Source organism: Rhizobium sp. 01L419, assembly GCF_056400025.1.
The window spans coordinates 426,714-450,411 of sequence record NZ_JBFTSM010000002.1 but is presented as its reverse complement, the minus strand read 5'-3'; the positions used below and the strand labels follow the sequence as shown (position 1 = coordinate 450,411).

The following is a 23,698-nucleotide window of genomic DNA, read 5'->3' as shown; positions in this document are numbered from 1 at the left end:
AAACGATGTGGTATTTCGCATGGATACTGGGCTTCCCCCTGGCAGCCGCCTTCGCCGTCCTCAACGCCATTTGGTACGAGCTGGTGGATGACGAAGCCAAGAAAAAGGCTTCCGGCGAACGCCGATAAAAGTAAAAAGGGCGCGGTTCATACCGCGCCCTTTCTTTGAACTCGTCACTATTCACACGGGGCTTTCACCCAAGCCGGTTCTGCGAGCGCTCCGCGAGCTCGACAATGATGCCGTCTGGATCGCGGACGAAGGCGATCCTGTTCAGCATCTCGGAATGGACTGCAAAACGTGGCCGCTCCTTGATCTCGACACCGGCCCCTTCCAGTCGGGCGAAAGTTTCTTCAACGTTCTCGAAATGGAAAGTTATGTGCCGGACCCCGGCTGTTCCATCCGGAACGTCGACAGCGCGCGTCGCACCGCCCGGCGGCGCAAAAACTTCCAGCATTCCGTCGCCAGCGTCAAGGAAGGCGACCTGCATGCCGTCAGGCATCTGCTTGCGCAGGTGCAGCTTCAGCCCGAGCAGGCCGCAGTAGAACTCGATCGCCCGGTCCATATTGCTGACTGTCATGCCGATATGTTCGAAAGATTTCAGCATCGTCTTCCCCTCAGACGCCAGCGGCAAGGCGCCGTCCCTCTTCCGGAAGCCAGGAACGGTAAAGCGGATGCTCGGCCGTGATCGGCATCGGCGTCGGCTGGCCGGTACGCTGCGAAGAATAGGCGGCGGTCACCAGTTCCAGCGAGTTGCGTGCGTCCTGAAGCGTCACCGGCGGATCGCGGTCCTCGATGATCGCCTTGTGGAAGAGCTCGAACTGGCGCGTATAACCGTCTTCCGTCTCTTCATAATCCGCAAGCGCCGCGTCGATGCGGGCCTGATGTTTCTCCGTCCCGGCAATGAAGGTCCAGGGATCGCGGCCCATCGTGTAGGGTTCCAGAATGCTTTCGGCGACGAGATCACTGAAGCAGAAACGCAGCCTGGAGATTTCCTTGCGGGAACCAAGCGTCATGGAAAGCGTGGCGAGCGAGCCGTTCTTCATCTTCACCGACAGCGCGGCGGTATCTTCCACCTCGATCGGATTGACCAGCGTCGCACCATAGGAAAACACCTCGGCGCAGGGACCATGCACATAGTTCAGCATGTCATGGGCGTGGATCGCATGACCGAGCAAGCCACCACCGAGTTCCGTTGCCCATTTGCCGCGCCACGGCACGGCGTAATAATCCGGCCCGCGCCACCAATGCGTTTCGATGGTGGTAAGGAACGGCTTGCCGGCAAGACCGCGCTCGATCAGAAGCTTCAGCTTCTGCAGGCCGCTACCGTAGCGGTACTGGAAGATCGGCATCAGCTTGCGGCCGTTCGAACGCGCCAGAATGCGCGCCATCTCGTCCACCTCGGCGATAGAACCGAAGAGCGGTTTTTCGCAGATTACATGCTTGCCACTCTCGATCGCTTTCCGGCAAAGCTCGAAATGCGAATCCGGCGGCGTGGCGATATCGATGATATCGAGATCGTCGCGCGCAAGGAGCGAATCCGCATCCTGCGTGTATTCGGGGATATTATGCTCCTCGCAGAGCGGCTTGCCGCGATCTGCGTCGAGAGAACAGAGAACGGGAACCTCGAAGAGATCGCTGTTCCAGCCGAAACCTGTCAGATGCCGTTCAGCAATGCCCGCACCGATGACGCCGACGCGCAGTTTCCGTGTCATGATATTTTCCTCAGCGGGTACCGATACGAGTGGCTTTGGTCTGTGCTTCGATTGAAAGGCGGCAGACTTCGTAGACGTGGCCTTGCGTCATCGCAGTTTCGCTGCGGTCGCGTACATCGGCGGCGAAAGCATCGAAATAATCGAGCTTCTCGCCGCTGCAGTCGATATGCGTCATCTCCTTGCCATTGACGAGGAAGAGGTGATCCTTGCCGGGCCGACCGGCGATATCGATATATTTGCGCAGCTCGATATAACCTTCGGTGCCGAGAATGGTCAGACGCCCGTCGCCCCAGGTCGGCAGCGCCTCCGGCGTGAACCAGTCGACGCGGACATAACCGCTCGCCTTGTCGGAGCGCAGCAACACTTCGCCGAAATCCTCGAAAGCCGGCTTTTCAGGCATGCCGAAATTACCAACCGAGCTTGCCACCACCTCGCCCGTCGTCGAGCCGGTGTAGAACAGGAACTGGTCGACCTGATGCGAGGCGATATCGACGATGATGCCGCCAAAGGCTTCCGGATCGAAGAACCAGTCCGGCCGCGTCGGCAGCTGCAGCCGGTGGGGGCCCATGCCGAGCGTCTGGATGACCTTGCCGATCGCGCCTTCCTTGACGAGCTTGCCGGCCTTGACGGCGGAGCGCACGCAATGGCGTTCGGAAAAGCAGATGGAGAAGATCTTGCCGGTCTCGGCAACGGTGCGCTTGACCTCGTCGAGCTGGGCAAAGGTCGTCACGCCCGGCTTGTCTGTCATGACATCCTTGCCGGCCTGCATGGCGCGGACCGCTAAGCCTGCGCGATCGCGAGGAATGGCGGCTATGCAGATCACGTTGATCGAGGGATCGGCAAAGATCTTTTCACGGTCGATCTGCGGTGCATCCGGATAGGTCTTTTCAAACATCTCGCGGAGTGCGGGCACTGATGTCTGCGGGCAATAACCGACGAATTCAGCACCGGCGGCTAACAATCCCTTCACATGATCGAACGTATGCCCATGGTCGATCCCGACGACGGCAAATCTCAACATCGCAATATTTCCTCCCGGCGGAATTTCTGAGTCCGGCGGTCGCCGATCCTCCTCCATGGGGCAAAACAGATAACGAAAGACCTGATCTGTCAAGGCAAGATCAGCGGCAAAAGAGTTTTGCCATCTCGTTAAATATATGAAATAGAAAGGTTATTTTGTATCTAAATAGTTATAAGTTATGATGAAATACTGATTTGGCGTTCTCGCGTGACCATACCCCCGATACAACGCGAACCGCTTTTCTCGCAGCGAGACTTGCTCTGTTGCAACGAATATGCTCGATTTTCATCGCCGTCGGGTTGGAGGACGGCACCCATCAATTTTTTCGCAGGAGCGCTCCCCGCTCCGCCCGTGACGGAAGATCGCCATGTCCCATTTCCCCCTCGATGCTGCCGTCTCAGGCGGTCTCTTTGTCGGCCGCGCCTGGAATCCGGAGGTTGCCGGGCCGAGCATCGTGACGCTGCGTGACGGCGCGCTCGTCGACATTACCTCTTCCGAAGCGCCAACGCTGAGCGCGCTGTTGGAGCGATCAGATGCGGCAGAATTCGTCCGCACTGCCGCCGGCAAAACGCTCGGTAGGTTGGAGGAAGTTGCGGCAAACTGCACAGGCAAGCCCGATGCGAGTAAAGCCTATCTGTTGGCGCCGGCGGACCTGCAGGCGATCAAGGCCTGCGGCGTAACCTTCGCCCAATCGATGATCGAACGCGTCATCGAGGAAAAGGCCGCCGGCAACCCGGATCGCGCCGCCTCCATCCGTGAGCGCGTCAGCACGCTGATTGGCGGAAGCCTGACCAATATCAAGGCCGGTTCGCCGGAGGCGGCCACGGTCAAGCAGGCGCTGATCGAAGAAGGCATCTGGTCGCAATATCTTGAGGTTGGCATCGGCCCGGACGCGGAGGTCTTCACCAAGTCGCCGGTTCTCTCGTCGGTCGGCTGGGGGTCGGACGTCGGCCTTCATCCGATCTCGACCTGGAACAATCCCGAGCCGGAAATCGTGCTGGCGGTCAACAGCCGCGGCGAGATCAAGGGCGCGACACTTGGCAACGACGTGAACCTGCGGGATGTCGAAGGCCGCTCGGCGCTGCTGCTCGGCAAGGCGAAGGACAATAACGCTTCCTGCTCCATCGGCCCTTTCATCCGCCTCTTCGATGCGAGCTACAGCCTCGATGACGTACGCAAAGCCGAGCTCGACCTCAAGGTCACCGGCACGGACGGCTTTGTGCTGCACGGCAAGAGCTCCATGTCGCAGATCAGCCGCGATCCGACTGATCTCGTCAAGCAAACGGTTGGCGCTCACCACCAGTATCCGGATGGTTTCATGCTGTTCCTCGGCACGCTGTTTGCGCCGACACAGGATCGCGACGCAAAGAATCAGGGTTTCACCCACAAGATCGGCGACGTCGTGGAAATCTCGTCGGCGGGCCTTGGCGCGCTGGTCAACACGGTGAGGCTTTCGACTGAATGCCCGCCCTGGACCTTCGGCATTTCCTCGCTAATGGGCAATCTCGCAAAGCGCGGGCTGCTCTGAGCTACTGGTTTCGCCTGACACCCTGCAGGAGGTCGAGAACGGAATTCGCGGCTTCGAGCACGTTCGTCCCCGGACCGAACACGGCGGCAACGCCGTGTTCGTGAAGGAACTCGTAATCCTGCCGCGGAATCACGCCGCCGCAAACGACGATGATATCGCCTCCGCCCTGTTCCTTCAGCTTATCGATCAGCTGCGGCAATAGCGTCCGGTGCCCGGCCGCCAGCGACGAGACGCCGACGACATTGACCTTCTCGCCGAGCGCCATGCTGGCCGCTTCTTCCGGCGTCTGGAACAGCGGGCCGGCAAGAACATCGAAGCCGACATCGCCGAAGGCAGAGGCGATGACCTTGGCGCCACGGTCATGCCCATCCTGGCCAAGCTTGGCGACCATGATCTTCGGCTTGCGGCCCATGGCCTCGGTCACTTCCGCCATACGCACCTTGAGCACGTCAAGCTCCGGCTCGTCCCGGTAGGCCGCACCATAGATGCCGCGGATCACCTTGGGCGTCGCAAAATGATCGCCGAAGACCTCCCGCATCGCGTCGGAGATTTCGCCGACGGTGGCCCGCGCCCTTGCCGCTTCGACGGCAGCGGCAAGCAGGTTGCCGTTGCCGCTGCGGGCAATCTCCAGAAGTGCCGCCAGCGTTTCCTTGACCTTCACGCCGTCGCGGCGGCGCTTGGTCTCCTCGATACGGCGGATCTGCGCGGCGCGTACCGCGCTGTTGTCGATCTCCAGGATATCGATCGGCTGTTCGGCCTCGAGCCGGTATTTGTTAACCCCGACAATGACCTCTTCGCCTTTGTCGACGGCGGCCTGACGGCGGGCGGCGGCTTCCTCAATCAGCCGCTTCGGCAGGCCCTCATTGACGGCTTTGGTCATGCCGCCAAGCGCCTCGACTTCCTCGATCAGCGCCCAGGCTCTATCGGCCAGTTCCTTTGTCAGGCTCTCTACATAATAGGAGCCGGCAAGCGGATCGACGACATTGGTGACACCGGTCTCGTGCTGCAGGATGAGCTGCGTATTGCGGGCGATGCGGGCGGAAAATTCCGTCGGCAGGGCGATCGCCTCGTCGAAGGAATTGGTATGCAACGACTGCGTGCCGCCGAGCACGGCCGACATCGCTTCGAAGGCGGTGCGGATGATATTGTTGTAAGGATCCTGTTCCTGCAGCGATACACCCGATGTCTGGCAATGGGTGCGAAGCATCAGCGAGGATGCCTTCTTCGGCTGAAACTCTTCCATGATGCGGGTCCAGAGCTGCCGAGCCGCGCGAAGCTTGGCCGCCTCCATGAAGAAATTCATGCCGATCGCAAAGAAGAAGGAAAGCCGACCGGCGAAGTCATCGACATCAAGACCCTTGGCGATTGCCGCGCGCACATATTCGCGCCCGTCGGCCAGCGTGAAGGCAAGCTCCTGCACCAGCGTCGCGCCTGCCTCCTGCATGTGATAGCCGGAGATCGATATCGAGTTGAATTTCGGCATCTCCTTGGCCGTATATTCGATGATATCGGCGACGATGCGCATCGAGGGTTCGGGCGGATAGATATAGGTATTGCGGACCATGAACTCCTTGAGGATATCGTTCTGGATGGTTCCAGAGAGTTCCGCCTTCGCAACGCCCTGCTCCTCGCCGGCGACGATGAAATTCGCCAGAATCGGGATGACTGCACCATTCATGGTCATGGAAACGGACATGTCCTGCAGCGGAATGCCGTCGAACAGGATCTTCATGTCCTCGACACTGTCGATCGCAACACCCGCCTTGCCGACATCGCCGACGACGCGCGGATGATCGCTGTCATAGCCGCGATGAGTGGCGAGATCGAAGGCGACGGAGAGGCCCTTCTGCCCGGCGGCGAGATTGCGGCGGTAGAAGGCGTTGGACTCCTCGGCGGTCGAAAAGCCGGCATATTGCCGGATCGTCCAGGGGCGGCCGGCATACATGGTGGCACGCGGCCCGCGTGTGAAGGGCGCATAGCCCGGCAAGCTGTCCGCGTCCGTACCGTGAAGATCAGCGGCCGTGTAGAGCGGTTTGACGTCGATGCCTTCGGGTGTGTGCCAGGTCAGCGTTTCCGGCGCTGCGCGCAGCTCCTTTTCCGCCAGCGCCTCCCAGTCCGACAGCGTCTTCTTCGTCATATCATCCTCCGCATCGTCTGCGCGCCACGCTACCACCATGCGGTGACGCGGCGCGATACAGCCTTAGGATAATTTGATCGGCAAGGCGATGGTAGACGTTCAGCGATGCGCGGCCCAGGGCACGAAGAGCCGTTCGATCAGCCGCGCCAGGATCTCCAGCAGGAAGGCGATCGCTGCGATAACGATGATACCACCGATGACGATATCGGTCACAAGAAACTGCGCCGCGGACTGGATCATGAAGCCGAGACCCTGGCTTGCAGCAACGAGCTCGGCCGCGACCAGCGTCGACCAGCCGGCGCCAAGCGCAATGCGCGTGCCCGTCAGGATGGACGGAATGGCGCTCGGAAGAATGACATTTAGCAGCACTTGCAGCCGGCTCGCCCCGAAGGAACGGGCGGCGTTGACGAAATCGCCGGGAGCGGATTTGACGCCTGCTGCCGTCGACAGGATGATCGGCGGCAACATGGCAAGCGAGATGACGGTGACCTTCGACGCCTCGCCGATGCCGACCCAGATGATGATCAGCGGCAGATAGGCAAGCGGCGGCAGCGGCCGCAGGAATTCGACGATCGGATCAAGGATGCCCTTGCCGATGCGGCTGGTGGCGATCGCAAGACCTGCCGGCACACCGATGATGAGCGAAACGGCGAGCGCTGCAAAGATGCGCAGCAGGCTTGCGAGCGTATGTTCGGCAAGCGTGGAATCGACGAAACCGTTGATCGCGACATTGGCGAGCGATTTCGCCACGACAAGCGGCGACGGCAGGAAGACCGGCGAGACTGCGCCATAGGCCGAAGCAAGGCTCCAGCCGGCGATAATGACGACGATGGTTGCAAGCGAGATCGGCAGCGTACCACGGCGTTTCGGCCGCGCCTCTACCGGCTGATCCGACACTGCGGCTGTGAGTGTTTCCGCCTCGACGCTCATGCAGCAATCTCCTCTTCATCCGCGTGGATGAGTGCGGTCAGTTCGTCATGCAGATTTTTAAACGCGGTGAGCGAGTTGATCTCCTTGACGCTTCTGCCGTCGAGCAACGCCTTGCCAAACTCGGTCCTGATGTCGGCGACGATGCGGCCCGGATTGGGCGCCAGCACAATGACGCGTGTCGCAAGCAACAGGGCTTCATCAAGGCTGTGGGTGATCATCAGGGCACCGGTTTTGCTTTCCGCCCAGACATCCAGCAGGAATTTCTGCATGCGGCTGCGTGTCAGCGCGTCGAGCGCACCGAGCGGTTCATCAAGCAACAGGAAGCGTGGGCCGGAGGCGAGCGCGCGAGCGATGCCGACGCGCTGGCGCATGCCGCCTGAGAGTTCCCAGATATTCTTGTGGCCCGCGCCATCGAGCCCGACCTTCACCAACAGTTCTTCCGCGCGGCGCTGCCTCTCGCCTTTTGGGATGCCCTGAAGCTTCAATGGAAAGGCCACATTGCCGGCTGCGGTCAGCCAGGGATAGAGCGCGTCATCCTGAAACACCACGGCCCGGTCTACGCCCGGCCCGTCGATCTCTTTGCCGTCGACCAGCACGCGCCCCTCGCTCGGCTCAGTGAAGCCTGCAGCAATATTGAGAAGGCTGGTCTTGCCGGAACCCGAACGGCCGATGACCACCACGAACTCATCGGAGGCAATATGCAGGTTGATGCCATCGAGCACACGCCTCTTCCGACGACTGCCTGCCTCGGCATAGTCGAGCGACAAGGACTGTAATGAAAGTATGCTCATGGGCATCACCTGTTATAAGAAAAACCGGCGCAGCTGAAGCCGCGCCGGGACCCTTGGGAGGATCAAAGACCTGCTTTGGCTGCTTCCTTGACCCAGTGGTCGGAAACATAGGGGCTGTAGTCCTTCAAAACGCCAGGGATCTTGCCCTGCTCCAGAAGGAAGGCCGAGGTTTCGGCAACAGCCTTCGTCGTACCGCCACCGAGGAGATCTGCGCTCGCCTGTTCCTTCAGGCTCGGGAAAGTGTAGCCCTTGAGAAGAGCCGGCACTTCATCGGTCTTGGCGCCGGTGAGCTTGGCAATCTTCTCAGCTTCCGGTGATTTCGCATTCCAGCTATCCGGATTGGCGAGATAAGAAGCGTAAGCCGCACCCGTGACCTTCACGAAGCCAGTGACAACGTCCGGATGTGCCTCTGCAAACTTCTTGCTGACGATCCAGGCATCGAAAGTCGGGCCGCCCCACTTTGCGACATCAGCAGACGTCGCGAGCACGCTGCCGCTTTTCTTGAGCTGCGCCAGGATCGGATCCCAGACATAGGCGCCGTCGATGTCACCGCGTTCCCAGGCGGCGGCGATTTCCGGCGGACGCAGATTGAGGATCTGCACCGACTTCGGATCGACTTTCCAGTGCTTCAGCGCCGTCAGCAGACTGTAGTGCGCTGTCGAGACGAAGGGGGTGGCGATCTTCTTGCCCTTGAGGTCCTCGGGCTTGGTGATGTTCTTGACAGCGAGCGCTTCGGCGTCGCTGATGAGGCCGACCACGTAGATCGTCTCGATCGGCAATTCGCGGCTGGCTGCGGCCGCAAGCGGCGAAGAGCCGACATAGCCGATGTCGATGGAGCCGGAGGCGATGGCAGCGATGACATCAGCGCCGCCATCGAATTTCTGCCAGTTGATCTTCGCGCCGGTCACCTTCTCATAGGTGCCATCGGCCTGCGGGACGCGCGAAGGCTCGACGATCGGCTGGTAGCCGATATTGAGCGTGACGTCGGCTGCATCGGCCGCATAGCTGGTGAAAGTGAGGACAGCGGCAGCAGCCGTGCCTAGCAGGTTGCGTCGGTTGATTTTCATATCCCTCTCCCGCAATGTTCAAAATCATTCCGCCCCAGGAATGTGACTAGATCATTGTAAAATTCATAGATTTTATAGAGATAGAAAATTCCTGTAATCGGGCATGAGAGATAATTTGCTTCTAAATAATGAGAGAGAAACGGTGGTTTCCCGATCCGCCCGGTAATTCCCCCAAATGACCGACTGACATCTCAGGACAGTATTGATGAAGAAAATGCAGATCTACGCCTTCGACATGAACTGCGTCGGACATATAAATCACGGGATGTGGACGCATCCGCGCGACCGTTCGGTCAGCTATACCGATCTCGATTACTGGGCGGATTTTGCGCGCACGGCCGAACGCGGCAAGCTGGACGGCATTTTTCTGGCCGATATTGTCGGCGTCTACGATGTCTACAAGAACAGTCCAGCCTCCGTGATCGAGACGGGCGCGCAGATCCCGGTCAACGATCCGCTGATGCCGATTTCGGCCATGGCTTACGTCACGAAGCACCTCGGCTTCGGCGTCACCGTCAATACGACCTATGAGCCGCCCTTTCTGCTGGCACGACGCATGTCAACGCTCGATCATCTGACCAAGGGCCGCATCGGCTGGAATATCGTCACCGGCTATCTCGACAGCGCTGCCCGCAGCATGGGATTCGACAAGCTGCCGGAGCATGATGCGCGCTATGACGCCGCCGAGGAATATCTCGAAATCCTCTACAAGCTCTGGGAAGGCAGCTGGGACGACGGCGCGGTGCTGCGCGACAGGGAACGCGGCATCTTCGCCGATGCGTCGAAAGTCCGCGCCGTCAGCCATCAGGGCCAATATTATAAGATGGAGGGCATCCACTTGGCGGAGCCCTCCCCGCAGCGCACGCCGCTTCTCTTCCAGGCCGGCGCTTCGGCGCGTGGACAGGATTTCGCCGCCCGCCATGCCGAATGCGTCTTTATCGCCGGGCCGAACCCACAGTCGGCACGACCGACGGTCGATGCCCTGCGCTCCAAGACACAAGCGAATGGTCGCGGCGCGGATGCAGTCAAGATCCTGAGCCTGATTACCGTCGTTGTCGGAAAGACCGAAGCCCAAGCGCAGGAAAAGCTCGAGGACTATCGCCGGCATGCAAGCGTCGAGGCCTCGCTGGCACATTACTCCGCCTCGATCGGCGTCGATTTTTCGAAATACGGCCTTGATGAAGCGATCGACCAGAGCTCGACCAATGCCAATCAGTCGGCCCTAGCGGCGATCACCAAGCAGGCGGCAAAGCCGGTGACGAAGCGACAGATCATCGACCAGATGGTGCTCGGCAGCCGCATGAAGCCGATCGTCGGCTCGCCAGAGCAGATTGCCGACGTCCTGCAACGCTGGATCGAGGAGGGCGACATCGACGGTTTCAATCTTGCGCGCACGGTGGCGCCGGAAAGCCTCAATGATTTCGTCGATCTCGTCGTGCCGGTCCTGCAGGAGCGCGGCTTGTTCAAGGCTGATTATGCGGAAGGACCGCTGCGGCGGAAGCTGTTCGGCGGAAATGGCCGACTGTCTGCCAGCCATCCCGCCGCTCGCTTCAGGCGCTAGATCTCAGCGGTGATCCAGACGGGCGACCAGCCGGTCGCCCAGCCACTGGATGCCGCAGACGAGTACGATGAGCACGGCGACGACTGCGATCATCACATTGGTTTCAAAGCGCTGGTAGCCATAGCGGATGGCGAGGTCGCCGAGACCGCCGGCACCGATAGCGCCGGCCATGGCCGATGCACCGATCAGCGTCACCAGCGTGACGGTAAAGCCGGCGACGATGCCCGGCAGGGCTTCGGGAACCAAAACCTCACGGATGATCGTCCAGCGATTGCCGCCCATGGCGCGCACGGCGTCGATCAGCCCGCGATCCACCTCCCGTAACGAGACCTCGGCGATACGGGCATAATAGGGTGTCGCGGCAATAGCGAGCGGAACGATAGCCGCCCAGGTGCCGATCGCCGTGCCGACGATCAGGCGCGTCAGCGGGATCAGCGCCACCAGAAGGATAATGAAGGGTACCGAACGGAAGCCGTTGATAACCCCGCCGAGAATGCGGTTGATCGTGAGGTTTTCGGCAATGCCGCCGCGATTGGTCAGCACCAGCGCCAGCCCGAGCGGCAGGCCTGCAACCAGCGAAATCAATCCGGATGTCGCCGTCATCAGCACCGTCTCCCAGAGGGAGCGCAGCAATAGATTAATCATGATCGGTGTCATAACCAAGCACCTCCACCCGGGCGGACCGGGCCTTCAGAAATTGTTCGACCTTTTCTGCAAGCGCGGGATCGCGCGCAGGAACGGCAATGAAGAACCGCGCCACCGGCTGGTTCTGGATATGATCGATGCCACCGTGAACGAGGCGGAAGGAGTGCGGCAGCGCTGACGAAAGATCGGCAAAGAGAGCACCTTGCGCTTCCGGCCCGGCGAGATCGACGCTCAGGATCACTTCCGTGCCGCCGGAATGCGACAGCCGCGCGGCGATATGTTCGGGAAGCTGCGGGCGGATACCGCCGAGCAGGCTTTTGGTGATCGCTGCCTGCGGATCTGCGAAGATCGACCAGACCTGTCCCTCCTCGACGATGCGGCCCGCATCGATAACGGCGACGCGATCGGCAATGCCGCGAACGACTTCCATTTCATGGGTGATCAGCAGAATCGTAAGTCCAAGCTTACGATTGATGTCCTTCAGCAGAGCAAGGATCGAGCGTGTCGTTTCCGGATCGAGCGCAGATGTCGCCTCGTCGGACAACAACAGGGCCGGCCGTGCGGCCAATGCGCGTGCGATGCCGACACGTTGCTTCTGGCCGCCTGAGAGCGAAGATGGATAAGCCGTAGCCTTGTCGGATAGGCCGACCAGTTCCAGAAGCTCCTGCGCCCGCTTCAGCCGTTCGGCCTTGCCGACACCTTCGATCTTCAGCGGCAACGCGACATTCTCCTCGACTGTCTTGGCCGAGAGAAGATTGAAGTGCTGGAAAATCATGCCGATGCGACGGCGCAGCGGCTGCAGCTCCTGCTCGGCGAGACCTGCAATGTTGCGGCCCTCGATGACGATCTCGCCGCTGTCGGCGCGCTCGAGACCGTTGAGACAACGGATCAGCGTCGACTTGCCGGCGCCGCTGCGGCCGATGATGCCGAGAATTTCACCCTTCTTCACGGTCAGCGAAACACCGTCGAGTGCGGCTGTCGCGCCGAACTTGCGCTTGACATCTCTCAGACGCACGACCTCTTCGGCGTCGATGCGAGGCGTCTCTATCCCTGAGGCTGAGACAATTGAATTCATGATCATTCCTTCACAAACGCTGAAGGCGGCCCCGGCAAAGACCCGGGCCGCCTCAGTTATTGACGCCCTAGAGAGGGCCGCGAAATCAATAGGCGCTGAGCCCAGTACCCTTATACACCTTATCGAATTCGGCCTTGACCGTCTCGTTCTGATAGGAGGAGACGAGAGTCTTCACCCAATCGGCATCCTTGTTGTCTTTCTTCACGGCGATGAAGTTGCGGTAAGGATTGTCGGCGATCGGCTCCTGGGCGACACGCTCTGCCGGGGACAGACCGCTCTTCAGCGCCCAATCGGTGTTGACGACGCCGGCGTCGAGGTCGTCGATCGAACGGCCGACGATGCCGGCATCGAGTTCGCGGATCTCGATATTCTTCGGGTTTTCAGAGACGTCGACGATCGTGGCGAGAATGCCCGTTCCATCCTTCAGCTTGATCAAGCCTTCGTTCTGCAGAACACGCAAAGCACGGCCTTCGTTAGACGGATCATTCGGCACGCCGATCACGGCGCCCTCGGGCAGTTCGGCAACCGACTTGTGCTTCTTGCTGTAGAGGCCGATCGGCCAGACGCCGGTATAGCCGACGGAAACGATGTGATAGCCGTGCTGCTTCACCTGGTTGTCCAAATAGGGCTGGTGCTGGAAAGCATTGGCGTCGATTTCGCCCCGCTCCAGCGCCTCGTTCGGCTGGGTGTAGTCGTTGAAGGTGATCGTCTCGATCTTGAGGCCCTTCTTGGCAGCCTCAGCGGTAACGACGCGCCAGACATCCTCATCCTCGCCGCTCATGATGCCGACCTTGATCGACTTGTCTGCCGCAAAGGAAGGAACCGGCCCCGCAAAGGCAATAAGTGCCGCCGCGGAGGCTGCAACAGCGAGGGCCGCGCGGCGCGAAAGCGAAATGGCGCTGATGTTTTTGTTCTTGGTCATTTTTTATCCCGTCTGACTAAATGAGGCCGAGCCCCGAGCAGGCGGATAATTGCAAATGCGCTTGCTGTGAGCGAAGCACGAACGTCCGATGTCCTGTCATCGCCGGGAAAACTCTTGCCGCGTCTTGGATAGTGGCAGGATAAATTTCTACCAAATTAATGGATTAATGTCAGGCTAAAATATGCTTGAATGAAAACGGCGCCTCGGAAGGCGCCGCCGAAAATCAATCTTGAAGCCCGTTTATTCGGCCGCGATCAGCCTGGAGGTTCGGCCCGGAAAGAAGGCTGCAAGTTCGCCGATCACCTCCCCGATGCGCTTGGACAACGGCTCGGAAGACACCTGATAGTCGGTGAAATCGCGGTCTGAGGCATACACGGCGGTCGGCAGCGTGTGAGCCATGAAGAAACCAAAGAGCGGGCGCAGTTGATGCTCGACCATCAGCGCATGACGGTCGCCGCCGCCGGTCGCGGTGATGACGATCGGCTTGGCGCGCAACTCATGTGGGTCGATAAGATCAATCAGATGCTTGAAGAGACCCGGATAGCTGCCCTTGAAGGTCGGCGCGCCAATGACGAGGACGTCAGCATTGGCGATGTCGGCGATGATTTCCCGGGCGCGATTGTCGAGATCGTCGCGGCGCAACGCCTGGCCGAGCGAGGGACCGACATCCGTCAGGTCGTAGATCGTGTTGTCGAAGCCATATTTTTCGGCGGCGAGGCCGGCGATATTCTCGACCAGCGCAAAGGTCTTCGAGGGACGATTGAAGCTGCCGGCAAGACCGACCAGTTTGGGTGCAGACATATCATTTCCTTCCACTATCGCGCCGTCGATGGCTGCATCATGAGACGGATATTATCCATCAAAATAGTAGATTAAAGGAATGTCGATCCGTCTTGGTCAAAAGCCGGGGAAAATATGTTCGCTGAAACCGGACGCCGCTGATTGCGCTTACCTCGAAATAAAAGGCAGCGGAACGCTTTCCGCTGCCTTTTCTCTTTGCAGACGAGACAGCCTACGCCGGGCGATGCTTGGGGATACGCGGCAGGAAGATGGTGAGCAGGCCGAGTAGCGGCAGGTAGGAGCAGATGCGGTAGACGAAGGCGATGCCGTGCGAGTCGGCAAAACCGCCGAGGAAGGCCGCACCGAGACCGCCCGCACCGAATGCGAAACCGAAGAAGACGCCGGCGATCAGGCCGACGCGACCCGGTACTAGCTCCTGCGCAAAGACGACGATGGCCGAGAAGGCCGACGCGAAGATCAGGCCGATGACGACGCTGAGCACGCACGTCCAGAACAGGTTCGCATAGGGCAGCAGCAGCGCGAAGGGGATGACGCCGAGGATCGAGAACCAGATGACGAAGCGTGCGCCGAAACGATCGCCGATCGGCCCTCCGAGGAAGGTGCCTGCGGCAACCGAACCCAGGAAGAGGAAGAGCATGAGCTGCGCCTGCTGCACACCAAGCTGAAAGCGGTCGATGACGTAGAAGGTGAAATAGCTCGAGACGCTCGCCATGTAGACGTTCTTCGTCGCCGTCAGCAGCACGAGAATGAGCAGCGCCCAGACGACCTTGTTCTGCGGCAGCGGCAGCGTACGGCTCGGTGCCGCCTTGCTGGCGTTTTGGCGGCGGTGGCTCATATACCAGTTGCCGACCCAGCTCAGGACAACCATGCCGACCATGGCGATACCGGAAAGCCAGGACACGCTGTGCTGGCCGTTCGGCAGCACGATGAAGGCGGCCAGCAGCGGGCCGATCGCCTGACCGGCATTGCCGCCAACCTGGAAAAACGATTGTGCAAAGCCATGGCGACCGCCAGAGGCAAGGCGCGCCACGCGCGAGGATTCCGGATGGAAGACCGCCGAGCCGAAGCCAATCAGGCTTGCGGCAACCAGCAGCAGCTCGAAACTGCCGGCATTGCCAAGCAGGATCAGGCCGCAGAACGTGCTCGCCATGCCGACCGGCAGCGAATAGGGCATCGGCCAGCGATCGGTGACGATGCCGACGAGCGGCTGGAGAAGCGAAGCCGTGACCTGAAAGGTCATGGTCAAAAGACCAATCTGCACGAAATCGAGGTTATAATTGGCCTTGAAGAGCGGATAGAGCGAGGCAAGCAGCGACTGCATGATGTCGTTGAGCATGTGGCAGAAGCTGACTGCCACCAGAATGGACATTGCGGTCTTTTCAAAGCGGGGGGCGCTCTCGGCAACGGATGCCATGGGTCTTCCTCTTGCGCGGCCGGAACGATGCCGGGCGGTCGTCGGGGTTCGTGCGGACTGTTGTTGGGGCGATCGGGGCGTCGGAAGTGAGTTGTCAGCGGCGGTCGCTGAAAAAGCATTTATCGTATGAAGAGAGACGATTACAGCCCAGTTTTGTGCGGATCGGTACGGAGTTCTAAGATTTTCACTGCTGATCCTGCAATTCGGCCACCTCGCGTGCCGATCCGGCACAGGTGATCGGTCCGGGGGTTGGAGCCGGCAGATAATCAGGAGGGCGTTTTTACCGTCAGTCGCATTCGGCGCCAAGAGCAGACCAGGTGATGCTGGTCTTGAAGAACCTGCGATAGCAGGTTGCCGCTCGCCGTTTCATTTCGGTATCGCCACGACAACGCTGAGACCGACCGGATTACGCTGCCGCAGCTCCAATGTGCCTTGATGGGAGTGAACGATGTCTGCAACGATCGACAGACCGAGACCGAAACCGCCTCCAGCGCGAGACTGGTCCGACTTGAAGAAAGGCTCAAGGACCCGCTCTCGAAGCTCCTGCGGAATGCCTGGACCGTCATCCTCGACAATGATCAGGACGGTATCCGGCCGCTCAGCCATCGTCACCTCGACCTTGCCGGCAAATTTAACGGCGTTGTCGCAAAGATTGGTGACCGCGCGCGTGATGGAAAGCGGCCGGCATCTGGCAAGAAGCCGGTTCGGCCCGGCGTATTGGACGGCGTGGCCGATATCGGAAAACTCGCTGCAGACCGTCTGCAGGATGCTTGCGACGTCGACGAGTTCGATGGTTTCGGTTGCATAGTCGTTTCGAAGATAATTCAGGCTCTCGACGAGCAAGCTCTCGATCCGATCGACGTCGGAGAGTAGGGCGTCCTTCTGACCGCTCTCCCCCATCCGCTCCACACGCAGCTTCAGCCGCGTCAGCGGCGTACGCAGATCATGGCCGATGCCGCGCAGCATGCGGGTGCGAGCTTCGATCATCAGACGGATGCGCCGGCGCATGCCGTTCAATGCCCGGGCCAATGCAACAATCTCCACCGTTCCCTTCTCCTCGAAAACAGGAGAACCGGTGGTGATATCGGAAACCGCTGCCGCATGGGCAATGCGCTGTATGGGTTCGGTGATCGCCCTGATCGCGAATATGAAGAAAAAGCCGATCAATACGAAAAAGGCGACGAAGTAATAGGGCCCGCGTCCCAGGAACGCGCTGCTCAGCATGGAATCCGGGAAACCCGAGGTAATGACGATCGTGCCGTCGTCGACACGGGCGGCAATCACCCGCCGGTCATCGAGGAAGGTCTGCCAGCCGCCGATTGGCGGTTCGTTGTCTGGCGGAAACAGCCGGGCGGCGACGACGTCCAGCAAGCTCTGATGGCTCGAAGACTGTGCAAAGCGGCTCGCGGTCGCCGTCGGCGTGAGTTCGATGTGCCAGCCGGCGCGACGTGCGTTGGCGAGGATGATCTGCCGGTCTTCGGGCGAAGCGGGCCCGAGAAGCTCGGCGATGGCGTTCAGCTTTTCGGCGATGTTTTCGAGATCCGGGGCGGCAAGATCTTCCCTGGCCCAGCGCTCCACCGCATCGCCCATAGTGATGATCGTCACCAGCGCCACCAGAATGATGATGGTGATCTGGCCGCGGATCGTCATCGTCACGCGACGCAGGCGTCTAAACATCGGCCTCTTCCACTTGGGCGGTAAAGACGTAACCGCCGAGCCGGACCGTCTTGATGAGGAGCGGATCGCGGGGGTCCATCTCGATCTTCTGCCTGAGCCGGCTAATATGCACGTCGATGCTGCGCTCGATCGGACCGGCAAGCCCGGCATGCGTGACCGCAAGCAGCTGCTCGCGGGTCAGAACCCGGCCGGCGTTGCGGCAAAAGGCCAGAAGCAGGTCGAACTCGTGGGTCGTCATGGCAATCCTGGCCTGGGCCGGATCGTGGACTTGACGCCGGGCCGGATCGATCCGCCAGCCCTCGAAGCGCAAAAGTCTGTGCGCGGGCCTTGCCTCCCGCTGTGCTGACAAGCCCGACCGGCGCAGGAGGCCTTTGATCCGGGCCAGGAGCTCACGCAGAACGAAGGGTTTGGTGACGTAGTCGTCCGCGCCGATCTCCAGCCCGACGATCCTGTCGATGTCGGTGCTCAAGGATGTCAGCATCAGGATCGGGATGCCTCCGCCTGCGCGCAGGCGCCGGCAGAGACTGAGACCATCTTCGCCCGGCAGCATGACATCGAGGACAACGAGATCGAGGGGCATAGCCCGCATCTTCGCGTCCATCGCTGCGCCGTCGCCCGCGAGCTCCACATCCATACCCTGCTCGACAAGACTGTCCCTCAGCATTTCGGCGATCTGACGATCGTCCTCGACAATCAGTATCCTCGGCCGTTCGACAGCCGCTCGTGTGCGCTCATCAACCAATCACGCCACCTCCGTTCTTCCTCTCATCCTTATCATGGCAGGCGAGAGCGTCCCCGCCTGCGATTATGAAGAAATGTTTCTACGGCGCAGAACGGCCATCCAAGCAGAAACAACTCTTAACAACATCCAACACTCGGTGCCGCCCGCACATGGCACTGCTGAGGCGTGGCGTGCTTCCAGGTCGGTCTCGGGGGGATGCGCGCAAAGTCAACCTCGGAGCATTCATGTCTGCCTCTCTAAAACTGACCGCGGATCGGTCCCGGCTGCTTTCCATCGCCGTGGCGTCGCTATTCTTATCGCCCTTTGCCGTACAAGCCGCCGACTTCACAAATAAGGGGCAGGCCGCGCAGGAACCGCCACCGCCGGACCCGGAGCGTTTCGGCCCGGTTCGCCAGGCGTTGCACGATTGGCACGTCGTCGTCGGCGCCGGCGCTGTCTTCAAACCGAAATATGAGGGAAGCGACGAGTTTGAAGTCTCGCCGTTCCCCTTCGTATCGGCCGAACTCTTCGACCGGATCACCATCGATCCAACTGGCATCGGGATTAAAGCCTTCGAAAAGGACGCTTTCCGCTTCGACGTCAACGTCGGCTACGACTCGGGCCGTGACGAAGATGATGCGGACACGTTGCGCGGCATGGGCGACATCGATTTCGGCGCGACGGTCGGCGGCAAGGCCACCTACACGTTCGGGCCTGCCAATATCTTCGTCTCGGTCGACAAGACGATCGGCGGAAGCGAGGGCCTGCTCGCAACCGCCGGCGCGGCAATCTCGCAGCCCCTGTCGGAGCATCTCATCCTCGGCGCCGAAGCCTCCGCCACCTTTGCGGACGATAACTATATGGAAGCCTATTTCGGTGTCGACGCTGGCCAGTCGGCCCGCTCCGGTCATGCTCAGTACAAGGCCGGGGCTGGGATCAAGAGCGTCGATCTCTCCGCTTCCGCCACCTACCTGATTAACGAGAACTGGGTGGTCAGGGGCGAGCAAGGCGTGAGCTTCCTGGTCGGAGACGCTGCAGACAGCCCGATCGTCAAGGAAAAGGTCCAGTCGCAAACCATGCTGATGCTGGGTTACCGGTTTTGAACCGGCTGGTCAGAGCATCTTGTTCAAAACCCTTGGGGTCGCCGACGCGGCGGCCCTAAACATCCGGCAATCAAACGAAAATCGCCCAGGGAATGAATTGATGACCTCCTTCACGCCGCTCTCTCGCACGCCTGGCCTGTCGCAGGGCGACCGGCCGTCCCAAAACCCCAGAACGGGTGTCCTGATATCGATCGTCCTGCTGTCTGCGACCGCCGGGCTCCCGATCCACGGTCTCGCCGCTGACATGGAGGGGCCGAAAGTGTCGGTTATCGCTGCGAGAGCCCAGGTTCTCGAACAGAGCGTTTCCGTCGTCGGCACGGTCGTCGCGCGGGAAACGACGCTGGTCAATACCGATCTCTCCGGAGCCCGGATAGTCTCGATCGCCGCCGAAGAAGGCGATCTCGTCAACCGCGGACAGGTGCTTGCGACATTGGATACGTCGAGGATCGATGTCGAGCTTATGCAAAACGACGCGCAGGCAGCGAGCGCAGCAGCTCAACTCGGGCAGGCCTCAAGCGCACTCGACAATGCCTTGATTTCGCAGGAGGAGGCCGGGGCCGATCTTACGCGCGCGCAAAAGCTCGTTCCCAAGGGGTTGATGTCGCAAGAAGCACTCGAACAGCGACAAAAGGCGCTCGCGCGCGCAGAGGTGAGCGTGCGGGCCAGCAGGCAGGCCGTCCAATCGGCAGAAGCTGCCGTCAAGACCGTCGCTGCGGCGCGCAAGGATATTGAATTGCGACTGAGCTATGCGACGATTGTGGCGCCGGTGGCAGGCCGGATCATCAACCGGTCCGCAAAGGTCGGCGCGACCGCCTCCTCATCCAGCGAGCAGCTCTTCATCATCGCCAATGACGACCAGTTCGAACTGGAAGCAGAAATCCCACAGGCTCAGTTCGATGTCGTGCTCGTCGGCGCCGTCGTTCATGTTTTGCTCGCTGAGGATCATGACGGTTTGACAAGCGCCGTCCGCTTCGTCGCACCGGCGCTCGCCGACCGGACACGGCTCGGACGCGCACGGATCACTCTGCCCCGTGGATTGACGGCCCCAATTGGCGCCTTTGCCTCCGCGCACATCGAGATCGGAAGCAGCAAAGGCATATTCCTGCCCGCCTCGGCGATTGCCGGTTCCGGAACGGAACCATCGATCAAGATCCTCAAGAACAATCGCATCGAACGAAAGCCGGTTTCGCTCGGTTTTCGCCAGGCCGGTTTCGTTGAGATCCGCTCCGGCATCGATGAAGGCGACCTGGTGGTCACGAAGTCGGGTGGATTCATGGAGGCCGGCGACCAGGCGGTCCCGGTCATCGTGCAGGCCGATGCAAGCCCAGTCTCTGTGGGCAACTGAGACCATCCGATGAACATCTCCACATGGGCGATCCGCACCCCGCTGCCCGTCATCCTCCTGTTCGTCATCCTCACCGGCCTCGGACTGAAGAGCTATGGAACGCTGCCGATCACCTATTTTCCGGCCATCAATGTGCCGACGGTCGGCGTGACCGTCGAAGAACCTGCTGCCGCACCCGATCAGATCGAAATCCAGATCACCAGGCTCGTCGAGGACAGCGTCGCGACCCTTTCCGATATCAAGCACATCGAGTCCACGATTTCGGAAGGTCGATCGGAGACCACGGTCGAGTTTGAAATCGGCGTGCCGGTCGACAGGGCCGTCTCCGACGTCAGGGACGCGGTCACGAAGATCCGCGATCGCCTGCCTGCCGCCATCGATGAACCGGTCATCAATAGGATCGAATCAGAAAACCAGCCGGTCGTCACCTATTCGGCCCATAACGGCTCGATGTCGGCGGAAGATCTGTCCTTTTTCATCAACGACGTCGTCGTGAGAAAGCTCCAGGGGTTGGCCGGAATTGGCCGCGTCGAGCTCGTCGGCACCGTCAACCGCGAAATCCATGTTCTCCTGAAGGCGGATAGGCTCGCCCCTCTCGCCCTGACGGCGGCCTCGGTCAGTGATCAAATCGCCGCAAGCCAGTTCAATCTGCCGTCTGGGCGGGGCAATGTCGACGCGCAGGACATGACGGTGGCAACAAAGGCAGCCGTTACAACCCTCGACGAACTCAGGGCCATTCGTCTTGCCTTGCCGCAGGGAAAGAGCGTCTCGGTCTCCGATGTCGCCACGGTTGCAGACACGAGGGAGAAACGACAGGATTTCGCGCGCCTCGACGGCGAGCCGGCGATCGGCTTTACGGTCTACAAGGCGACGGGTGCTGGAGACGTCGACGTTGCCGAAAAAGTTGCCGCGGCTCTTGAGGAAATAGCCGACTCAAGGCCCGGAACGCAGTTCAAAATCGTCGACGACAGCGTCACGCTGACACTCGCAAACTTCTTGTCTGCCCGCAGCACGCTGATCGAGGGGGCGATCCTTGCCGTGCTCGTCGTCTTCCTGTTCCTGCGCGACTGGCGCGCCACGCTCATTGCCGCCATCAGCCTGCCACTTTCGGCAATCCCGACCTTCTGGGTGATGGAACTGGCCGGCTTCTCGCTTAACATGCTGAGCCTGCTTGCAATCACGCTGGTGACCGGAATTCTCGTCGACGACTCCATCGTCGAGATCGAAAACATCGTCCGTCACAAGAGCCTCGGCAAAAGCGCCTACAAGGCTGCGATCGACGCGTCCGACGAGATCGGCCTCGCCGTCATTGCGATCTCGGCCGCCATCATTGCCGTCTTCGCCCCTGTCGGGATGATGCCTGGAGAAATAGGCCAATATTTCCGGCAGTTTGGCCTGACGGTCGCGATTGCCGTCTTCTTCTCGCTCCTCGTCGCGCGCCTGGTAACCCCGCTGATCGCCGCTTATTTTCTGACCTCGCCGAGCAAACCGCACGCGGAAGGGCGACTGGTTGTGCGCTATCGCGCGCTCGTCGGCATGGCGATCAGATGGCGATGGATCACAGCGGGGCTGGCGGCCGGGCTCTTTGCCCTGACGATCCTGCTTGCCGGTTTCCTGCCGACCGCGTTTCTGCCGGCGCAAGATACCGGCCGGATCACGGTGTCGATCGAGCTGCCGCCAGGCTCGACGCTTGCCGACAATGAGGAGGTAAGCGATCTGGTTACCCATCGTCTCAAGGGGATTGAGGATATCAAGACCGTGTTCGTGCGCGCCGGATCAGGGTCCGACGGCGTACGCGATATCCGCAAGTCGACCATCGTGATGTCCCTTGCAGATCGTAGCCAGCGTAAGCTTCCGCTCGAGCAAATCCAGGAAAAGGCCGAGGTTCTGTTGAAAGCCATTCCCGACCTTCGCTTCGAATTCATCAACGACCGCGGCGGCCGGGATGTGTCGTTCGCAATCCTGAGCGTCAATGGCGAGCAGGCGTCGAAATCAGCCCGCGCAATGCTGGGCGAAATGCGCTCCAACACGATGTTCGTCAATCCGGCTTCTTCGGAAGCGACGCGCCAGCCGGAACTCGGGGTGGTCGTGTCGCCGGAGCGCGCCGCCGATCTTGGCGTCAGTGCGAGAGAGATCGCGACAGCAATCAGGGTCGCGACCTTGGGAGATTCTGATTCGAGGCTGCCATCATTCAAGGACAGCGGCAGATTGATCCCGATCCGCACGCTCGTCGAGGATGCCGGGATAGACCGTTCGGAGAAGCTGCGACAGTTACGGGTCATGACGTCATCGGGGACCCTCGTGCCGCTTGAGGCAGTCGCACGCCTGGAGGAAAGTGAAAGCGTTTCCGTCATCCATCGCATGGAACGCCAGCGTCGGGTCGAGATCGGCGCGGACCTTCCACCAGGCATCACACAAGGCGAAGGCATCGCGGCGCTCAAGGACTTGCCCTCCGTCAGGTCGCTGCCAGCGGAGGTCGAAATGCGGGCAACCGGCGATTCCGATTCCAAGGACAGCGTTTTTGCAAGTTTTGCTTTCGCCATGATCGCGGGCTTGAGCCTTGTGGTGGTCGTGCTCATCTTGCTTTTCGGCAGCCCGCTTACGCCGCTGACGATCGTCACCCCTCTTCCGCTTGCGCTTTCAGGTGTCGTTGCCTCCCTCATCGTCACCGGCTATCCCGTGTCGCTGCCGGTCGTCATCGGGATCCTCATGCTGATGGGCATCGTCGTTAAGAATTCGATCATGCTTGTCGATTTCGCAATCGAGCTCGAGCGGTCGGGCCTGTCACGCATCGAGGCGACCATCGAAGCCTGTGCCGAGCGGCTGCGCCCGATCATTATGACGACATTGGCGATGGTGGCCGGCATGGTGCCGGCGGCATTCGGCCACGAAATCGGTGGCGAGTTCAGAGCACCTATGGCGGTGGCGGTCATCGGCGGACTGATGGTTTCAACGGTTCTTTCGCTCGTCGTTGTTCCCGCAAGCCATGTCCTAATCGCCGATCTCGGCGATGCGGTCAAACGCCTGGCACGGAAGATACCGGGTGGCGAAGCTGCCGCTGATAGCTCAGGCGGCGCCTTCATCGAAGGCCCCGACAGTTTGCGCGGGTAGTGCTGTTGGATGATCTGACAGCTAGGATTCATGGGTGCCTCGGGATCGATGGCCAATAGCGGATGGCGTTGGACGCATCATCTACCCTCAAATTCCGAGCACCTCAGCCGACCGATATCGGGCTCGGCGCTCTCGAT

Annotated in this window: 20 protein-coding genes; 6 read left to right on the top strand and 14 right to left on the bottom strand. The window is 60.5% G+C overall.

Going from position 1 to position 23,698, the window contains the following annotated elements; all coding sequences use genetic code 11:
- Window positions 1-5 precede the first annotated feature (5 nt).
- Entirely contained in the window at window positions 6-128 is a 123-nt protein-coding gene (cydX, locus tag AC1DUP_RS05915; RefSeq protein WP_113310591.1) for a cytochrome bd-I oxidase subunit CydX, read from the top strand.
- A gap of 65 nt (window positions 129-193) precedes the next feature.
- Here the strand turns inward: cydX and AC1DUP_RS05910 are convergent, their stop codons facing one another.
- Genes AC1DUP_RS05910 through AC1DUP_RS05900 form a run of 3 tightly spaced genes read right to left on the bottom strand, consistent with a single transcriptional unit; the run spans window position 194 to window position 2,733 of the window.
- Window positions 194-604, bottom strand: coding sequence for a VOC family protein (locus AC1DUP_RS05910; protein ID WP_113310590.1), 411 nt, complete (start codon window positions 602-604; stop codon window positions 194-196).
- A 10-nt stretch (window positions 605-614) separates the two neighbouring features.
- A complete protein-coding gene (locus AC1DUP_RS05905) occupies window positions 615-1,712 on the bottom strand; it encodes a Gfo/Idh/MocA family protein (RefSeq protein ID WP_113310589.1) in 1,098 nt (365 codons plus the stop codon).
- A 10-nt stretch (window positions 1,713-1,722) separates the two neighbouring features.
- Complete coding sequence (locus AC1DUP_RS05900) at window positions 1,723-2,733, bottom strand: Gfo/Idh/MocA family protein (RefSeq protein WP_113310588.1); 1,011 nt, start codon at window positions 2,731-2,733, stop codon at window positions 1,723-1,725.
- 367 nt (window positions 2,734-3,100) lie between these two features.
- On the opposite strand from AC1DUP_RS05900, the gene AC1DUP_RS05895 reads away from it, so the two are divergent.
- Entirely contained in the window at window positions 3,101-4,261 is a 1,161-nt protein-coding gene (locus tag AC1DUP_RS05895) for a fumarylacetoacetate hydrolase family protein (RefSeq protein WP_113310587.1), read from the top strand.
- A gap of 1 nt (window position 4,262) precedes the next feature.
- Here the strand turns inward: AC1DUP_RS05895 and scpA are convergent, their stop codons facing one another.
- The 4 genes from scpA to tauA all read right to left on the bottom strand — a co-directional run bounded on the left by scpA (window position 4,263) and on the right by tauA (window position 9,186).
- Entirely contained in the window at window positions 4,263-6,398 is a 2,136-nt protein-coding gene (gene scpA / locus AC1DUP_RS05890; protein WP_113310586.1) for a methylmalonyl-CoA mutase, read from the bottom strand.
- A gap of 99 nt (window positions 6,399-6,497) precedes the next feature.
- Window positions 6,498-7,328 carry an ABC transporter permease subunit gene (locus AC1DUP_RS05885; protein ID WP_113310585.1) on the bottom strand — a complete coding sequence of 277 codons (831 nt, stop codon included), beginning with the start codon at window positions 7,326-7,328 and terminating at the stop codon, window positions 6,498-6,500.
- The gene (locus AC1DUP_RS05880) at window positions 7,325-8,119 is read right to left on the bottom strand and encodes an ABC transporter ATP-binding protein (RefSeq protein ID WP_113310584.1); all 795 of its coding nucleotides are present in this window, start codon (window positions 8,117-8,119) and stop codon (window positions 7,325-7,327) included. Before AC1DUP_RS05880 ends, AC1DUP_RS05885 begins: the two co-directional genes overlap by 4 nt.
- Window positions 8,120-8,181: 62 nt before the next feature.
- Window positions 8,182-9,186 (bottom strand): taurine ABC transporter substrate-binding protein, encoded by a 1,005-nt coding sequence (tauA, locus tag AC1DUP_RS05875; protein ID WP_113310583.1) that lies wholly within the window; start codon window positions 9,184-9,186, stop codon window positions 8,182-8,184.
- Between the two features lie 205 nt (window positions 9,187-9,391).
- Between tauA and AC1DUP_RS05870 the strand changes: the two genes are divergently transcribed.
- Window positions 9,392-10,747 carry an LLM class flavin-dependent oxidoreductase gene (locus tag AC1DUP_RS05870; RefSeq protein WP_113310582.1) on the top strand — a complete coding sequence of 452 codons (1,356 nt, stop codon included), beginning with the start codon at window positions 9,392-9,394 and terminating at the stop codon, window positions 10,745-10,747.
- 3 nt (window positions 10,748-10,750) lie between these two features.
- Here the strand turns inward: AC1DUP_RS05870 and AC1DUP_RS05865 are convergent, their stop codons facing one another.
- The 7 genes from AC1DUP_RS05865 to AC1DUP_RS05835 all read right to left on the bottom strand — a co-directional run bounded on the left by AC1DUP_RS05865 (window position 10,751) and on the right by AC1DUP_RS05835 (window position 18,023).
- On the bottom strand, window positions 10,751-11,404 hold the full coding sequence (locus AC1DUP_RS05865) for a methionine ABC transporter permease (protein WP_113310581.1): 654 nt from the start codon (window positions 11,402-11,404) through the stop codon (window positions 10,751-10,753).
- Window positions 11,385-12,467 carry a methionine ABC transporter ATP-binding protein gene (locus AC1DUP_RS05860; protein WP_113310613.1) on the bottom strand — a complete coding sequence of 361 codons (1,083 nt, stop codon included), beginning with the start codon at window positions 12,465-12,467 and terminating at the stop codon, window positions 11,385-11,387. The genes AC1DUP_RS05865 and AC1DUP_RS05860 overlap by 20 nt, the downstream gene beginning before the upstream one ends.
- An 85-nt stretch (window positions 12,468-12,552) precedes the next feature.
- Window positions 12,553-13,389, bottom strand: a complete 837-nt coding sequence (locus AC1DUP_RS05855; RefSeq protein ID WP_113310580.1) for a MetQ/NlpA family lipoprotein — start codon at window positions 13,387-13,389, stop codon at window positions 12,553-12,555.
- 240 nt (window positions 13,390-13,629) lie between these two features.
- Window positions 13,630-14,190, bottom strand: a complete 561-nt coding sequence (gene msuE, locus AC1DUP_RS05850) for an FMN reductase (RefSeq protein WP_113300400.1) — start codon at window positions 14,188-14,190, stop codon at window positions 13,630-13,632.
- Between the two features lie 211 nt (window positions 14,191-14,401).
- Window positions 14,402-15,604, bottom strand: a complete 1,203-nt coding sequence (locus tag AC1DUP_RS05845; RefSeq protein ID WP_113310579.1) for an MFS transporter — start codon at window positions 15,602-15,604, stop codon at window positions 14,402-14,404.
- Between the two features lie 366 nt (window positions 15,605-15,970).
- Window positions 15,971-17,281, bottom strand: coding sequence for an ATP-binding protein (locus tag AC1DUP_RS05840; RefSeq protein WP_113310578.1), 1,311 nt, complete (start codon window positions 17,279-17,281; stop codon window positions 15,971-15,973).
- Entirely contained in the window at window positions 17,274-18,023 is a 750-nt protein-coding gene (locus AC1DUP_RS05835; protein WP_113310577.1) for a response regulator transcription factor, read from the bottom strand. Before AC1DUP_RS05835 ends, AC1DUP_RS05840 begins: the two co-directional genes overlap by 8 nt.
- Window positions 18,024-18,247: 224 nt before the next feature.
- On the opposite strand from AC1DUP_RS05835, the gene AC1DUP_RS05830 reads away from it, so the two are divergent.
- The 3 genes from AC1DUP_RS05830 (at window position 18,248) to AC1DUP_RS05820 (ending at window position 23,561) form a co-directional block, all read left to right on the top strand.
- A complete protein-coding gene (locus AC1DUP_RS05830) occupies window positions 18,248-19,105 on the top strand; it encodes a MipA/OmpV family protein (RefSeq protein ID WP_113310576.1) in 858 nt (285 codons plus the stop codon).
- A 100-nt stretch (window positions 19,106-19,205) separates the two neighbouring features.
- Window positions 19,206-20,450: an efflux RND transporter periplasmic adaptor subunit gene (locus AC1DUP_RS05825; RefSeq protein ID WP_113310575.1), complete on the top strand. Its 1,245-nt coding sequence runs from the start codon at window positions 19,206-19,208 to the stop codon at window positions 20,448-20,450.
- 9 nt (window positions 20,451-20,459) lie between these two features.
- Window positions 20,460-23,561 carry an efflux RND transporter permease subunit gene (locus AC1DUP_RS05820; protein WP_113310574.1) on the top strand — a complete coding sequence of 1,034 codons (3,102 nt, stop codon included), beginning with the start codon at window positions 20,460-20,462 and terminating at the stop codon, window positions 23,559-23,561.
- The last annotated feature ends 137 nt before the right edge of the window (window positions 23,562-23,698 follow it).